The sequence below is a fragment of the Romboutsia sp. genome, assembly GCF_056995035.1.
Genome location: NZ_JBXKIW010000049.1, coordinates 37,841 through 54,706, shown reverse-complemented (window position 1 = coordinate 54,706; position 16,866 = coordinate 37,841). Strand labels below are relative to the sequence as shown.

The window sequence follows — 16,866 nt, the reverse complement described above, 5'->3', positions numbered from 1 at the left end:
AATTTTATTGAAAGGAATGAAATTATGGGAATAGATAGAAGTACTATACAAGAACAATACAAATGGAAAATTGAACAAATGTATTCAAGTAAGGAAGCTGTAGAAAAAGATATAGAAAAAGTAAAAGAACTTATATCTAAGACTAAAGATTACAAAGGGAAACTTGGAGATTGCTGGGAAAAACTATACGAAGCTTTAAATGTATCAGAAAATGCTTCACAAATACTACAAAATCTATATGTATATACTCATATGAAACAACATGAAGATACTAGAATAAATGAAAATCAAGCAGTGGCAACAAAAACAGATATGCTATCAACAGAACTATCAATGGCAACATCATACTTAGTTCCAGAATTGATAGCTATTAATGATGAAAAGCTAAAAGAATACTTAAAAAATGATAAATTATCTTTTTATGAGAAACACATACAAGATATATTAAGAGAAAAACCTCATACTTTAAATGAAAGAGAAGAAGAGATTTTAGCAGCAGCTGCTGATTTATCAGGAATACCTGAAAATGTTTATGATATTTTATCTTTCTCAGACTTAGAATTCCCTGAAATCGAGGATGAAAAAGGAAATAAAGTTAAGATTACTCATTCTAATTACTCATTATTTTTAAAGAGTAAAAATGCAAGGGTTAGAAAAGATGCATTTGAAGCTACTTATTCAGTTTATGGGAAGTATAAGAATACTTTTGCATCAACTTTATATGGAGGGATAAAATCAGAAATATTCTATGCTAAGATTAGGAAATATGAATCGGCATTACAAGCATCTTTATTCCAAGATGACATAAATGTAGACGTATATAATAATCTTATATGTGCAGTAGACGAGAATTTAGTGGCCTTAAATAAGTATATTGAGTTGAAAAAGAAATTTCTAGGGCTAAAAGAGATACATATGTATGATTTATATGTACCATTGACAGATAAATTTGACATGAAGATACCTTATGAAGATGCGAAAGAAATAATACTTAAAGCATTAAGCCCATTAGGTGAAGAATATTTAGACTTAATTAAAAAGGCATTTGATGAAAGATGGATAGATGTATATGAAAATGAAGGTAAACAAGGTGGAGCATATTCTTGGGGAAGTTATGACTCTAATCCATATATATTAATGAGTTATAAAGATGATCTTAATTCTTTATTCACATTAATACATGAATTAGGTCATTCAATGCATAGTTATTATTCAAGAAATAATCAACCATACTTATATTCAAGCTATAAGATATTTGTAGCAGAAGTTGCATCTACATTAAATGAGTTACTTCTAATTAATTATTTATTAGAAAACTCTAAATCTAAAGAAGAAAGAATATATTTATTAAATTATTACTTAGAACAATTTAGAACTACAGTATATAGACAAACTATGTTTGGTGAATTTGAAAAACTAACTCATGAAAGTGTGGAATCAGGAGAACCTTTAACTGCACAAGAATTTACAGATATATACTATAAATTAAATGAAAAATATTATGGAAAGTCATCGATAGTAGATGAACAAATTGGACTGGAGTGGGCAAGAATACCGCATTTCTATTCTAATTTCTATGTATATAAATATGCAACAGGATTCTCTGCTGCAAGTGCATTAAGTCAACAGATACTAGAAGAAGGTCAGCCTGCAGTAGATAGATATATAACATTCTTAAAGAGTGGTGGATCTGACTATCCATTAAATCAACTAAGAGCAGCAGGAGTTGATATGCAAAAGAAAGAAGCAGTTGATAAGGCTCTACAAGTATTTAGTTATTTAGTTGATAAATTAGAAAGAGAATATTAAAAATAATTTAATCATAAAAATTAATTTTTATGCCTACTTGATTATAATATGGTTAATCTTTACACATTTTTAACACAATTTACATCTAGTTAACCTGTTTATAATATTCACTTAACATAACAACTGTATTATTAAATTGTAAAAGAAACAGAAAATAATAAAAATTAAAATATAAATGGAGGTACCAAAAATGTTTAAGAAAAAAATAGCAGTATTATTAGCGAGTACAGTGTTAGTAGGAAGTTTAGCAGTAGGATGTGGATCTAAAACATCAAGTGAAAATGCAGCAAAAAATGAAGCAAAAGTAACAGTATCAGGATCAACTTCAGTAGGTCCAGTAATGGAAATATTAGCGGAAAAATTCCAAGAAAAAAATAAAGGTGTAAGTATAGAAATACAACAAGTTGGTACATCAGCAGGAATAAAAAATGCAATTGAAGGAACTTCTGAAATAGGTATGGCATCAAGAGATTTAAAAGATGAAGAAAAAAGTTCAGGGTTAAAAGAAACTAAAATAGCACTTGATGGTATAGCACTTATAACTCATAAAAATAATAAAATAAAAGATTTAACAACAGCTCAAATAAAAGATATCTATACAGGAAAGATAACTAATTGGAAAGAAGTTGGAGGGAAGGATGCTCCAATAGTAGTAGTATCAAGAGAAGATGGTTCAGGAACTAGAGATGGTTTCCAAGATATAGTAGGATTTGAATCAGAAGCATTAATTAAGGATGCTCAAATAAGTGATGGTTCAGGAAATATAAAAACTACAGTTGAAGGAAATGAAAATGCAATAGGATATCTATCTCTTGGATATGTGGATGATGCAGTAAACATGTTAACAGTAGATGGTGTAGAATTAAATGCAGAAAATGTAAAATCAAAGACTTATCCTATAGCAAGACCTTTTGTATTAGTTAATAAAGAAGATATTATAACAGAGCAAGGGAAAAAATTAATAGACTTCATATTAAGTGATGAAGGACAAAAAATCATAGAAGATAAAGGCTTAATAAGCATAAAATAAATATCTTCATTATAAAAAGGCACATCGTAAGATGTGTCTTTTTGTAGTTTTCAATTAATAAAAGTAAAAATGAACTGGTTTTTTAAGATACATATGAGACTTTATTTAATTTAGTTAGAATTTTGAGTAAAGTAAAATCTATGTTAAAAGATTCAGGTAAATTTTACATTGGCTTAACTTAAATCTAATGTAGATTTAACGTTAAACGTATATTATAAGATTGTATGAAATCAAGGCTTAATAATTAATGAGAAAATTTATTTATAATATATGTGTTTTATCAAATAATCTACATGATTTTAGTTGTAATACCCAATAATAAGAAATAAACTTAATATTTATCAATGAAAAAAATGTAGAAATAAAATTAGAACTTATATAGTTAATATATTTTGAGGAGGATTTTTATGTTAGTTAAATCTCGAATAATAAATACAAAACAAAGAGACAATAAAGATGGCAATAAGAATAAGTATATAGCTGAAGAGGTGGCAAAAAACATATTTATGTTAAGTGCTTTAATAGCAGTTATAAGCTTACTTTTAATAATAGGATTTGTGTTCTATAAAGGTTTAACACCATTTTTATTTAAGGGATACTCATTCATGGAATTTATAACAGGAGCAGATTGGGTACCAAGTGCAGATAAATTTGGAATATCATCTATGGTAGTAGCATCAATCATTGCTACAATAGGAGCTTTAATAATAGGAGTACCAGTAGGCATATTAACTGCTGTATTTATTGCAGAAGTAGCTCCTAAACAATTAGCAAAGATAATATCACCAGCAGTGGAATTATTAGCAGGAATACCATCAGTTTTATATGGGGTGTTTGGATTAGCAGTAATAGTTCCAGGTATACAAAATATATTTAACCTTCCTAAAGGGCAAAGTCTTTTAGCAGTAATAGTAGTTTTAGCAGTAATGATGCTACCAACAATAATATCAGTATCAGAAATAGCTATAAGAGCAGTACCACAAGCATATAAAGAAGGATCATTAGCATTAGGTGCTTCAAAAATAGAAACTATATTTAAAGTTATGTTACCAGCTGCGAAATCTGGTATATTAGCTGCAGTTATTTTAGGAATAGGTAGAGCATTAGGTGAAACTATGGCAGTAATACTTGTAGCGGGTAACTCACCAGTATTGCCGACATCTTTAATGGATAGTGTAAGACCTCTTACTACTAATATAGCATTAGAAATGGGATATGCATTTGGAACTCATCAAGAAATGCTATTTGCAACAGGAGTTGTATTATTCACATTTATATTAATATTAAATATAGTATTAAACAAACTTTCAAACAAGGCGGTAGATTAGTATGAGAAAGTTAAAAGAAAATATATTAAAATCATTAGTTTATTTATCAGCGGCATTTACAGTTACTGCACTAGTAGTAATAGTAGGATATATATTTATAAAAGGAATTAGTGGTATAAACCCTACCTTCCTGTTTAGTGACTACTCAGCATCAGGAGATGGTGGAATATTACCAATGATAGTTACAACACTATATACAGTGTTCCTTTCAATAGGAGTAGCAACTCCAATAGGAGTATTAGCAGCGATTTATTTACAAGAGTATGCTAAAAAAGGAAAAATGGTAACGGCAATAAGATTTGCAACAGAAAGTTTAGCTGGTATACCATCTATAATATATGGATTATTTGGAGGAATATTCTTCGTAGTTACTTTAGGTATGAAGTATTCGATATTATCAGGTTCGCTTACAGTAGCAATAATAATATTACCAGTAATAATAAGAACTACAGAAGAAGCATTAAAAACAGTTCCACAAAACTATAGAGAAGCATCATTAGCTTTAGGGTCTACAAAGTTTCAAACACTATATAAAGTTGTATTACCAAGTGCAATACCAGGTATATTATCAGGGCTTATATTATCAGTTGGGCGTGTTATAGGAGAATCAGCTGCAATATTATTAACTGCAGGAACAGTAGCTAAAATGCCAGGTGGTATATTTGATAGTGCAAGAACTTTAACTGTTCACGCGTATTTATTAACAAAAGAAACAGGCGATATACAAGGTGCAGCTAGCATAGGAGTTGTATTAATAATAATAGTATTATTATTAAATACAGTAGCTAAGGTTGTAGCAAAGAAATTAAATAAAGCAAACTATTAATAAATTTATGAGGTGTAAAAATGAATTCAAATAATATAAAATTAAGTATAAATAATTTAGATTTATTTTATGGAGATAATCAAGCATTAAAAAGCATAAATATGAATATAAAAGAAAAAAAAGTAACAGCTTTAATAGGACCTTCAGGGTGTGGTAAATCAACATTTTTAAGAACATTAAATAGAATGAATGACCTTATAGAAAATGTAACTATAAAAGGAAAGATAGAAGTAGATGGAGAAGATATATATAAGAGTAATGATGTTATACAGTTAAGAACTAAAGTAGGCATGGTATTCCAAAAACCAAATCCGTTCCCAATGAGTATATATGATAATGTAGCGTATGGACCTCGTACGCAGGGAATAAAAGACAAAAAAACTTTAGATAAGATAGTAGAAGAAAGTTTAAAAGGGGCAGCTATATGGAATGAGGTCAAAGATAGATTAAAGTCTTCGGCACTAGGTTTATCAGGTGGTCAACAACAACGTATATGTATAGCTAGAGCAATAGCTATGAAGCCGGAAGTTATACTTATGGATGAACCTACATCAGCACTAGATCCAATATCAACTTCAAAAGTAGAAGAATTAATAGAATCTTTAAAAGATGATTATACTATAGTTATAGTTACTCACAACATGCAACAAGCAGCTCGTGTATCAGATGATACAGCATTCTTTTTAAATGGAGAGGTAATAGAATTTAGAGATACAACAACAATGTTTACTAATCCTGAAGATAAACGCACAGAAGATTATATAACAGGAAGATTTGGATAAAAATTATAGGATATTGTGATATAATAATATTTAAAAAGGAGCTTTAAGATGGTTAATACAAATTTAGAATTAAGCATAAATACACTAAAGCAATATACTATTACTATGATAGGACTATGTGAAGAAGCAGTAGATAAAGCAATTGACTGTATGGTAAGAAAAGATTTAGAAGGCGCTAAAAAAGTTATAGAACAAGATGATGAAATAGATACGTTAAGAGAATATATAAGAGATAGAAGTATAGAACTAATAGCTTTAAGACAACCTATGGCAAAAGATTTACGATATGTATACGCTTTAGGTAATATAGCTATAGAATTAGAGCGTATAGGTGATTATGCAGCAAATATAGCTGCAGAGACTCTGAAGATAGGTGAAGAATTATATATAAAAACATTAATAGATATTCCTGAAATGGCACAAGAATGTAAAAAGATGCTTGCAGATATTGCAATAGCATTAGAAACTGCGGATGAAAAGTTATGTTATGAAATTGCTGCAAGAGATGACAAAATAGACGACTTATATAATAATGTTCAGGTAGATTGTTTAGAAGTAATGAATAAAGATTCGTCTACAATAAACCAAGGAGTAAGACTTTTATTTGTAGGAAGATATTTAGAAAGAATTGGCGATCATGTTACAAATGTATGTGAAAAAGTAATATATGCTATAAATGGGGATAGAGTAGAGATAGGATAAAACTTAGGTTTTATCCTTTTTTTATTTTGAAGTATATTATCTAAAAATCATATGTAATAATTTTAAAAAAACAAATTTTACAATCAAATACTATTTGTATTTTTAACTGGTATTGTAATTTTTATTTATACAAATTTTAGATAGTAAAAAAGGATTTTAGTGTCAAAAACATCAAAGATTTGTAAATTGGTATAAAAATAAAAAAATAAATGAATTTCACAAAAAAAATATTGAAAATACATTAATAAAGGACTACTATGTAAGAGAAAAGGTTTTTTTATAATAAAGGGGGGCTATTAATATGGATAGAAATGTAAAAGAAGTAATCGAAAGAGTTATCGAAGATGTTAAGCTTAGAAACAAAGGGGAAGGTGAATTTCATCAGACAATAGAAGAAGTATTACATTCATTAGAAGGTGTATTAGTAAAGCATCCAGAATATATGAAAGAATGCATATTAGAAAGAATTGTTGAACCAGAAAGACAAATAATGTTTAGAGTACCATGGATTGATGATAACGGAAATGTGCAAATTAACAGAGGATTCAGAGTACAATTTAATAGTGCTATAGGACCTTACAAAGGTGGATTAAGATTCCATCCATCAGTTAATTTATCAATAGTAAAATTCTTAGGATTTGAACAAATATTTAAAAACTCTTTAACTGGTTTACCTATAGGCGGAGGAAAAGGTGGTTCAGATTTCAATCCTAAAGGAAAATCTGATAGAGAAATAATGAGATTCTGTCAAAGTTTCATGACAGAATTATATAGACATATAGGTCCTGATGTAGATGTACCAGCTGGAGATATAGGTGTAGGTGGTAGAGAAATAGGATTCTTATTTGGACAATATAAGAGAATAAGAAATTCTTATGATGCTGGAGTATTAACTGGTAAAGGATTAACTTACGGAGGTTCTTTAGCTAGAACAGAAGCTACTGGATTTGGTGTTATATACTTCGTAAACGAAATGTTAAACTACCATAAACACAGCTTAAAAGGACAAAGAGTTGTAATATCTGGTTCAGGAAATGTTGCAATATATGCAGCTCAAAAAGCTCAAGAATTTGGTGCTAACGTAATTGCAATGTGTGACTCTGCTGGATACATAGTTGATGAAAATGGTATAGATATAGAGTTAGTTAAGCAAATAAAAGAAGTTGAAAGAAAGAGAATCAAAGAGTATGCAGATAGAAAAGAAGGAAGCAAATACGTTGAAGGACAAAAGGGAATATGGTCTGTTAAATGTGATTTAGCTCTTCCTTGTGCAACTCAAAATGATATAAGTATAGATGAAGCTAAAATATTAGTTGAAAATGGAGTAATAGCAATTGGTGAAGGTGCAAACATGCCTTGTACAAATGAAGCTGTAGATTATTTCTTAGAGAAAGGAATATTAGTAGCTCCAGCTAAGGCTGCAAATGCAGGAGGAGTTGCAACATCAGCTCTTGAAATGTCTCAAAATAGTATGAGACTTTCTTGGACATTTGAAGAAGTAGAAGAAAAATTAAGAAATATAATGATAAATATATTTGAAGCATCTAAAAATGCGGCTGAAGAATATGGTCATGCAGGAAACTACGTAATTGGAGCAAACATAGCAGGATTCTTAAAAGTAGCTGATGCTATGATGAGTCAAGGGATAATATAAGCTGAAAAATCAATAATTATAATACTAAAAAGAACGAACTCAATTTGAGTTCGTTTTTTATTTTTTGTAAAAGATAAAATATTAGTATCTACACATTTTACTATTAATCAATTATACTATTATAATGATGTGAGTTAACGTAAATTGATGTCAAAATATAGTTTAACATCAAGGAGGAAATATGTTGAAGTTAGAGAAAGTTGGAATGAGAACTATAAAGACGGGTATAGCAGTAACGCTTTGTGTATTTGCAGCGAAATTTTTAGTAGAAAATCCAATGTATGCAGCAGTAGGATGTATTGTATCTGTACAAGATACGGTAAAAGGATCTCTAAAATTAGGATTAAATAGAATTAAAGGAACCATATTAGGTGGGATAATAGGATTTTTAAGTGTACTTATTAAGGCAGGAGATCCAATATTATGTGGATTAGGAACCATGGCTACTATTTATGGTTGTACGACATTAAAAATAAATACAGGTATCATAGTTTCTAGTGTAACATTTTTATCTATACAGCTAGGTGATATAACTTATAATCCTGCTCATTATTCTATACATAGAGTTATAGATACAGGTGTAGGTGTTATAATAGGAGTTCTGGTGAATTATTTATTAGCAAGACCTGATTATGTAGAAAAAATAGCAGATAACTTAAGTAATATGGAAAAAATAGCTAAATTATGTTTAAAAGACAAGATAATAAATAAAGAAAAATTTAATATAGTTAAGTTTGAGAAGGAAATAAAGAGATTAGAAGGGATATATTCTAAACTTATAGATGAATTAAATTATAGTAAAAATAAAGTAGATGTAGAGAATATACAAAAAGAAATTTCTTTATATAAAGAAATATATTTTCATATGCAATCAATAGAGTTATTAGATAAAATATTATATTTGAATGAAGAAAATTATAAAAATATTAAAGATATGTATGAATTAGAAAAAATAAATTGGGACATAGATGAGAGTGAAAGTCCTGTATTTAACTATCACTTAGGAAAAATAATAGATGAAATAAAATTACTTCATAACCGCAACAATCCAAATTAGCAAGTTATAAATAAAATACAGTACCTTTACAAATATTAACAAAAAATTGAGACATGTTTAATTAAATAAAGGCATATAGATTGTAATAAGCAAAATATATACAGCTCATCCGGAGAGTGTATATTAAATTGTAAATTAGGAGCTATATAGGACAAGATACAGTTTATTCCAATGGTTAAGCTATTAAAAGAGGGAAGTTGTCAGGTATATGCTATAGTTGATCTTCTTTTGTAGGTGAATTTGGAAAATGTCTCTCCGTCTGTGTCTCCGATGATTGCATGTAGTAAAGCTATAGAAATAGTTATTATACAAGAGGGAGATTTTGGGGATGAAGTATAAATCTAATAAGACTATTTATACGTCAATTATAGGAATAATTTTAGTTGTGTGTATAGTAGGAGGTGGGTTTTTAACCCAAGAATATACTAAAAAAATCACTAACTATACTGAGAATAATATAATATTAAGCTTAGTAAAGAATAAGACACTAACAGACGTTATAAATAAAGCCACATCTAAAGAACAAAAGGGGCCAATTCCTAATTCTCATAAGATAGCATATATAACAATAGATGATGGACCTTCAAAATACACAAATAATATATTAGATATATTAAAAGAAAATGATGTTAAAGCTACGTTCTTTATGATTGATAAAAATATGAAAACATATAAAGATGAAGTTGAAAGAATAGAAAAAGAAGGACATAGTGCCGGATTTCATAGCGTAACACATGATGTAAAAGAGCTATATAAAAGTGCAGAAGCAACACTAAAAGAATTCGACACTTGTCAAGAAACCTTCTATCATATAACTGGAGAGGTATCTAATTTGATAAGAGTACCATATGGAAGTAAACCATATATGCCAGAAGATTCTCATGAACTATTATTACAAAATGGATATAGAATGTGGGATTGGAATTTAGATACACAAGATTGGAAATCGACAACAGATAATATAGTAAGTAATGTATTATACTATGGTAGAAATAATCCTAATTTAGTAATATTGATGCATGAGAAACAGCAAACAGTAGATGCTCTAGATCGAATGATAAGAGTTTTAAAAGAACGAGGATACGATATACTTCCAGTAACGGAAGATATTCAGGAAAGAAATTACTGGGATAAAAATTTATAGAGTTTTTTAGCTAAGAAGCTTATATGTAAGCTTGTATGAAGGTTGACTAAGGGCATATTATTTTAATAATAAGTAATTAAAATTAAAATAATACATATATTATATAAATAATTGACAATAATAATAATAATTGGATATAATTAAATAATAAATCAAAATAAAAACTGTGATGAAGAGGAGTATGTAAATACTACTAAAAGAGAGGAAAACTCAAAGGCTGAAAGGTTTTCTTGGTATAGGTTTGCAGAAGGTAGCTTCGGAGTTTCTAAGCGGAACTAATAGTAAGTTTAGACGGTGGGAATCGTTAAAGTCTGTTGAGAGCCAGTATTATATTATTTTTTAGCAAGTAATAAAGTAAAGTATATTTAATCTTTCTTTACGAAAAACTAATAAATGATTTAATGATGGAATTAAGGTGGTAACGCGAGCTTTTCGTCCTTATTAATAGGATTGAAGGCTCTTTTTTATTGAAAATTAAAATGTCTACCACTAGTATCAATTATAAGTATAGTTAATGTACAGGCAAAAAGAGTTTTTATAATAAAGTAAAAATACAAAATTAATTATATAAAAGGAGGAAACACAATGGAAAATACTAATTTATCAAAAACGTATAATCCTAAAGATTTTGAATCAAGATTATATTCAAAATGGCTAGAAGATGGACTTTTTAAATCTAAGCCAAATCCAGAAAAGAAGCCGTTTACAATAATGCTTCCACCACCTAACATAACAGGTCAATTACACATGGGTCATGCACTTGACCATACATTACAAGATATACTTGTAAGATGGAAGAGAATGGATGGTTACGAAACATTATGGCAACCAGGAACAGACCATGCTTCTATAGCAACAGAAGTTAAGGTTGTTGAAAGAATAAAAGAGCAAGAAGGAAAAACTAAGTACGAATTAGGAAGAGAAGAATTCCTAAAGAGAGCTATGGACTGGAGAAATGAATTTGGTAGAAAAATAGTAGACCAAATGCAACAGTTAGGCGATTCTTGTGATTGGGATAGAGAAAGATTCACAATGGATGAAGGATGTAATGAGGCAGTTACAGAGTTCTTTGTGAAACTATATGAAAAAGGTCAAATATACAGAGGAAACAGAATAATAAACTGGTGTCCAGACTGTAAGACTACTTTATCTGATGCAGAAGTTGAGCATGAAGAGCATGATGGAAAATTCTATCATATAAAGTATCCAATAAAGGATAGTAATGAGTTCTTAGAAATAGCTACAACTAGACCAGAAACAATGTTAGGTGATACAGGAATAGCTGTAAACCCAGAAGATGAAAGATATGAGCATTTAGTAGGTAAGCTTGCTATACTTCCTATGGTAGGTAGAGACCTTATAATAGTTGCTGATGATTATGTAGATTTAGATTTCGGTACTGGTGCAGTTAAAATGACTCCAGCACATGACCCTAACGATTTTGAAGTAGGGAAAAGACATGATCTTGAAAAGATAAACGTAATGAACGAAGATGGAACTATGAATAATTTAGCTGGAAAATACGAAGGTATGGACAGATATGAATGCAGAAAGCAACTTATAGCTGATTTAGATGAAGCTGGTTACTTAATAGCAATAAAAGATCATAACCACAATGTAGGTTCTTGCTACAGATGTCGTACAGTAGTTGAGCCAAGATTATCTGATCAATGGTTCGTTAAAATGGACGAGTTAGCTAAGCCTGCTCTAGATATGTTAAAGAACAAAGATTTAGAATTTGTACCAGATAAATTTGATAAAACTTACTCACAATGGTTAGAAAATATAAGAGACTGGTGCATATCAAGACAATTATGGTGGGGTCACCAAATACCAGCTTACTACTGTCAAGATTGTGGTGAAGTAATAGTATCAAAAGAAATGCCAACGGCTTGTAAGTGTGGACACACTAACTTCAAGCAAGATGAAGACGTACTAGATACTTGGTTCTCTTCTGCATTATGGCCTTTCTCAACTTTAGGATGGCCAAACAAAACAGAAGATTTAAGTTATTACTATCCAACAAGTGTACTTGTTACTGGATATGATATAATATTCTTCTGGGTAGTAAGAATGGCATTTGCAGGTAAATTCTGTATGGGAGAAACTCCATTCAAGCATGTATTAATACATGGATTAGTTAGAGACTCAGAAGGTAGAAAGATGAGTAAATCTCTAGGAAATGGAATAGACCCGTTAGAAGTAATAGACCAATACGGAGCTGATGCACTAAGATTCATGTTAACTACTGGAAATTCCCCAGGAAATGACATGAGATTCTACATGGAAAGAGTAGAATCATCAAGAAACTTCGCTAATAAATTATGGAATGCATCAAGATTTGTATTCATGAATATAGAAGACGATATAATGTATGGTGTTACTAGAGAATCTGTACAAGCTAATATGACATTAGCTGATAAATGGATAATATCAAGAGCAAACAATGTTGTTAAAGAAGTTACTGATAACATGGATAAGTTTGACTTAGGTATAGCAGCTCAAAAGATATATGATTTTGCATGGTCTGAATACTGTGACTGGTATATAGAAATAGTTAAACCAAGATTATACTCTGAAGATAAAGCTGCTAAGCAAACAGCATTATACACATTAACATATGTATTAGAAAAAATATTAAAACTTCTTCACCCATACATGCCATTTATAACAGAAGAAATATATACTCACCTAAAAACAGTAGAAGGAAGTATAGTTGTAGCTCAGTGGCCGCATTACACAGATGCTGATAACATGACTAAAGAAGAAAAAATGATGAACTTAACGATGGATGGGATAAGAAATATAAGAAACGTAAGAGCAGAAATGAACGTACCACCATCAAAGAAAGCTAAGGTTATAATAGTTCCAACTACTGAAAAGAGAGAAGCTATGGAAGCTGGTAGGGATTACTTTGTAACATTAGCATCTGCATCAGTTATTGAAATAGCAGAAAATGAAACTAACATACCAGAAGATGCTGTAAGTATTGTTATAGATGGTGTTAAGATATTCATACCACTTGATGAATTGGTTGACTTTGCTAAAGAAATCGAAAGATTAAGCAAGGAAAAAGCTAAATTAGAAGGTGAAATCAAGAGAGTTAACGGAAAACTTTCTAATCAAGGATTCTTAGCAAAAGCTCCTGATAGTTTAGTTAAAGAAGAAGAAGCTAAGAAAGAAAAGTTTGAAGAAATGATGAAGTCTGTAGTTGAAAGACTTGAAAATTTAGAAGATAAAATTAAGTAATTTAATAAATCTCATGTGATTATTATATAATCACATGAGATTTTTATATTTTATTAAAAAAAAATTTTTTTTTGCACGAGAACCTATTAAAGTTAACATTTGAAAATATTACTATACATTTATTATAATTCTATGTATTGGCCTATTCCTTTTTCAAGCGCCTTTATATATATCTTATTAGCTACAACTAGATCGAATAGACCCATACCTACTGATTTATATAATGTTGTTTTATCCTTTATATCAAAATTAGTATTGTTTTCTAAAAAATCCCCCATATTTTCTATATTTTCAGATTTTATAAGGTTATTCTTTATAGGCAAGCATAAGTCTCCACTTTCCTCTTTTGCAAAGTCAGTATCTACTATAACTTTATCTACCACTTCAAATAAGGCATCAGGCAATTCTTTCATGTCGGGCGTGTATGAACCTATAGCTATTATATGCTTTCCTTTTAATAATTCTTTATCATTCTCTATAACTGGTTGAGAAGAAGTCGTAGCTGTTATTATTACTTCACTATTTTCTACTAATTCGCGAGAACTATCTACTACATTTATGTTTATATTTTTTAGTTCTTTCTCTAATTCAATTTTTAAGTTTATAGCTTTATTTTTTGTTCTATTGTATAAGTAGACATTTTTTATAGTTCTTGCCTTACATGCATAGAGTACCTGATAAAACCCTTGTGCACCTGTTCCGATAAGTCCAATACTTTGTATATCCTTGCTTGTAGTATGCTTAACTCCAACTCCTCCTACAGCCCCTGTTCTTAACGATGTAAGCGTTTTACCATCCATCATACAAACTATTTCTCCGGTTTCTACATCATTAACTACCATTACTCCATCTATAATTGGCTTGTTTATTTTAGTATTATTAGGTGAGATAGTAAGTATTTTTGTCCCGAATGCTTCATTTGTAAAACATGGCATATAGAGCGATGTTAAATTTCCATTATCTACATGAATTCTGTCGGGCATATTAAAGTTATTGCTTGTATATATCTTATAAGCTTCCTCTATCGTATCCATAATTTCGTCTAGTGTTATTGAGTTTAGTATATCCTTAGAATTTAAATATATCATCATAATCCCCCTTAAAATATATTGATATTATTATAGCATTTTAAGTTGTTATATAAAAGGATTGTGGCTAATTTGTAAAATAATGGGTTTAAATAACTCAGAATAAGATAACTCAATAACTAAAAATTTGATAATACTACTAATTGATGATAGTATAAAATAATGAAAATAAAACCTACTAATTAAGTAGAAATTATTTTTCATATAAAAAGTTAATTTGTGAATATTAAATAAAAATATATTATAAATTGTGAATTAAGTTAATAGCATTTAGGAGGATCTAATGTTTTCTATACCAAAGATGAAAAAAGTAAAAGAAGTAATGAATAAAGATTTTATTATTTTGAAGGAACATAATAATTTAGATAATGCTGTAGAATTATTTATAAAGAATAATGAAAGAGAAGTTATGATTATAAATGATGATGGTAAACTTAAAGGGATAGTATCTTTAACTGATATTTGTGGAATATCTAGAAAAAAAGAAAACTATAAAGATATGTTAGTTAGCGAAGTTATGGTTAAGCATATAATACATATAGATAAAGAAGCCAAATTAGATGAATGTAGAAATAAAATGATAAAAAGTAATATAGGTGTTTTACCAGTTTTAGAAAACGGAAAGATTATAGGTGTGATAAATCAAAAGCACATAAGAGATTTTCTATATATGGAAATGGAAAATTATGGAGCGACTATTGAATGCATAATAGGGGAAATAAAAGAAGGTATATGAGCGATAAATAAAGATGGAACTGTAGTTCTTTGGAATAAATTTATGGAAGAAAGATATAACATAAAAGCAGAGCATATATTAGGAGAATCCATAGAGGATTATCTTAAAGATACTATATCATATAAGGCCCTGAATACTAAAAACAGAGAAAGTGGAGTATATAAAATTAAAAATAAAGGTAAAGAGATATATGGATTAGTAGATGCAAATCCTATATTTATTAACTCAGAGTTTGTTGGAGTTGTTTGTACAGAAGTTGATGTAACGGAAGCTAAAAAACTTTCACAAAAACTAAAAAATACAGAGAGTCGTCTGAAATATCTCCAAGATGAGGTTAAGAACTTATCTAGTGGAAGTTTTAAAAATATACTAGGAAAAAGCTATAAATTAGAGAAAGCAAAAGAGAAAGTAAAAAGAGTTTCTAAGACAACAAGCAGTATATTTATATTTGGGGAAAGTGGTACAGGAAAAGAAGGGTTTGCAAGAGCAATACACGATGATAGTGAGAGAAAAGGTCAATTTATACCAGTAAACTGTAGTGCAATTCCATCAGAATTATTTGAAAGTGAATTTTTTGGGTATGAATCAGGCTCATTTACAGGAGCTAATAAAAAAGGTAAAATGGGTATATTTGAGTTAGCTAAAAATGGAACTGTATTTTTAGATGAAATAGCAGATTTACCTTTAAGTATGCAAGCTAAACTGCTTAGGGTTCTTGAAGAAAAAGAAATTAGGAGAATAGGAGGGGAAAATATTATAAAAGTAGATGCTAGGATAATATCTGCAACTAATAAAAATTTACTAGAATTAATTAAACAGGGAAAATTTAGAGAAGATTTATATTATAGATTAAATGTAGTTCAAATTGATTTACCTCCTCTTAGAGAAAGGAAGGAGGATATAGCTGTATTAGTATATAAATTTATAGAAGAAATATGTAAACAAAATAATAAAGAAATTTTAGATATAAGTAAGGATGCTATGAATATATTACAAAAATATAGCTGGAAAGGAAATATAAGAGAACTTAAAAATACTATGGAAAACTTAGCGATATTGTCTAGAGGAGATACAATTGAAATAGATGATATACCTGAGTACATATTAGATGAAGTTAAGGATAATAATATAGAAGAATATCCATTAGATTTAACTAAAGCTATAAACAAATTAGAGGTGAATACAATAACTAAAGCATTAGAAATGGCTAATGGTAATAAAGCAAAAGCAGCTAAAATTTTAAATATACCAAGAACTACTTTATATTATAAAATTGATCAATACAAAATAGATATGTCTAAAAATAGACAATAGACGAAAAATAGACACTTTCGGTAAAAAAAATAAAAGTTGCTTAAATACAGTTATGTCATAAAAATAACGAAAATTATATGTAGAAATTAATTAAAAAGTGTCAGAAAATTGACGAAATCTCAGGAAAACGAAATCATTTGCATGTAT

Annotated in this window: 13 protein-coding genes; 12 read left to right on the top strand and 1 reads right to left on the bottom strand. The window is 29.1% G+C overall.

From position 1 onward, the window contains the following. Positions 1 to 24: 24 nt before the first annotated feature. From pepF to AC11VW_RS07645, 10 genes are all read left to right on the top strand, one after another. Positions 25 to 1,809: an oligoendopeptidase F gene (gene pepF, locus AC11VW_RS07690; RefSeq protein WP_484300825.1), complete on the top strand. Its 1,785-nt coding sequence runs from the start codon at positions 25 to 27 to the stop codon at positions 1,807 to 1,809. A 190-nt stretch (positions 1,810 to 1,999) separates the two neighbouring features. Beyond that, a complete protein-coding gene (locus AC11VW_RS07685) occupies positions 2,000 to 2,839 on the top strand; it encodes a phosphate ABC transporter substrate-binding protein (RefSeq protein WP_484300824.1) in 840 nt (279 codons plus the stop codon). A gap of 407 nt (positions 2,840 to 3,246) precedes the next feature. Further along, positions 3,247 to 4,167, top strand: coding sequence for a phosphate ABC transporter permease subunit PstC (gene pstC, locus AC11VW_RS07680; protein ID WP_484300823.1), 921 nt, complete (start codon positions 3,247 to 3,249; stop codon positions 4,165 to 4,167). Between the two features lies 1 nt (position 4,168). Beyond that, positions 4,169 to 4,993 (top strand): phosphate ABC transporter permease PstA, encoded by an 825-nt coding sequence (gene pstA / locus AC11VW_RS07675; RefSeq protein WP_484300822.1) that lies wholly within the window; start codon positions 4,169 to 4,171, stop codon positions 4,991 to 4,993. 20 nt (positions 4,994 to 5,013) lie between these two features. Then, entirely contained in the window at positions 5,014 to 5,775 is a 762-nt protein-coding gene (pstB, locus tag AC11VW_RS07670; RefSeq protein ID WP_484300821.1) for a phosphate ABC transporter ATP-binding protein PstB, read from the top strand. A gap of 48 nt (positions 5,776 to 5,823) precedes the next feature. Next, positions 5,824 to 6,477 (top strand): phosphate signaling complex protein PhoU, encoded by a 654-nt coding sequence (gene phoU, locus AC11VW_RS07665; RefSeq protein WP_484300820.1) that lies wholly within the window; start codon positions 5,824 to 5,826, stop codon positions 6,475 to 6,477. Positions 6,478 to 6,778: 301 nt separating this feature from the next. Further along, positions 6,779 to 8,131: an NADP-specific glutamate dehydrogenase gene (gdhA, locus tag AC11VW_RS07660; RefSeq protein WP_484300819.1), complete on the top strand. Its 1,353-nt coding sequence runs from the start codon at positions 6,779 to 6,781 to the stop codon at positions 8,129 to 8,131. A 181-nt stretch (positions 8,132 to 8,312) separates the two neighbouring features. Continuing rightward, positions 8,313 to 9,188, top strand: coding sequence for an FUSC family protein (locus tag AC11VW_RS07655; protein ID WP_484300818.1), 876 nt, complete (start codon positions 8,313 to 8,315; stop codon positions 9,186 to 9,188). 328 nt (positions 9,189 to 9,516) lie between these two features. Next, entirely contained in the window at positions 9,517 to 10,332 is an 816-nt protein-coding gene (locus AC11VW_RS07650; protein WP_484300817.1) for a polysaccharide deacetylase family protein, read from the top strand. Positions 10,333 to 10,917: 585 nt separating this feature from the next. After that, positions 10,918 to 13,581, top strand: a complete 2,664-nt coding sequence (locus AC11VW_RS07645) for a valine--tRNA ligase (protein ID WP_484300816.1) — start codon at positions 10,918 to 10,920, stop codon at positions 13,579 to 13,581. A 122-nt stretch (positions 13,582 to 13,703) separates the two neighbouring features. Here the strand turns inward: AC11VW_RS07645 and AC11VW_RS07640 are convergent, their stop codons facing one another. Further along, positions 13,704 to 14,669 carry an ornithine cyclodeaminase family protein gene (locus tag AC11VW_RS07640; RefSeq protein ID WP_484300815.1) on the bottom strand — a complete coding sequence of 322 codons (966 nt, stop codon included), beginning with the start codon at positions 14,667 to 14,669 and terminating at the stop codon, positions 13,704 to 13,706. 283 nt (positions 14,670 to 14,952) lie between these two features. On the opposite strand from AC11VW_RS07640, the gene AC11VW_RS07635 reads away from it, so the two are divergent. Together AC11VW_RS07635 and AC11VW_RS07630 are read left to right on the top strand one after the other, a co-directional pair. Continuing rightward, positions 14,953 to 15,405: a CBS domain-containing protein gene (locus AC11VW_RS07635; protein WP_484300814.1), complete on the top strand. Its 453-nt coding sequence runs from the start codon at positions 14,953 to 14,955 to the stop codon at positions 15,403 to 15,405. A gap of 42 nt (positions 15,406 to 15,447) precedes the next feature. Continuing rightward, the gene (locus AC11VW_RS07630) at positions 15,448 to 16,719 is read left to right on the top strand and encodes a sigma 54-interacting transcriptional regulator (protein WP_484300813.1); all 1,272 of its coding nucleotides are present in this window, start codon (positions 15,448 to 15,450) and stop codon (positions 16,717 to 16,719) included. Positions 16,720 to 16,866: the final 147 nt, after the last annotated feature.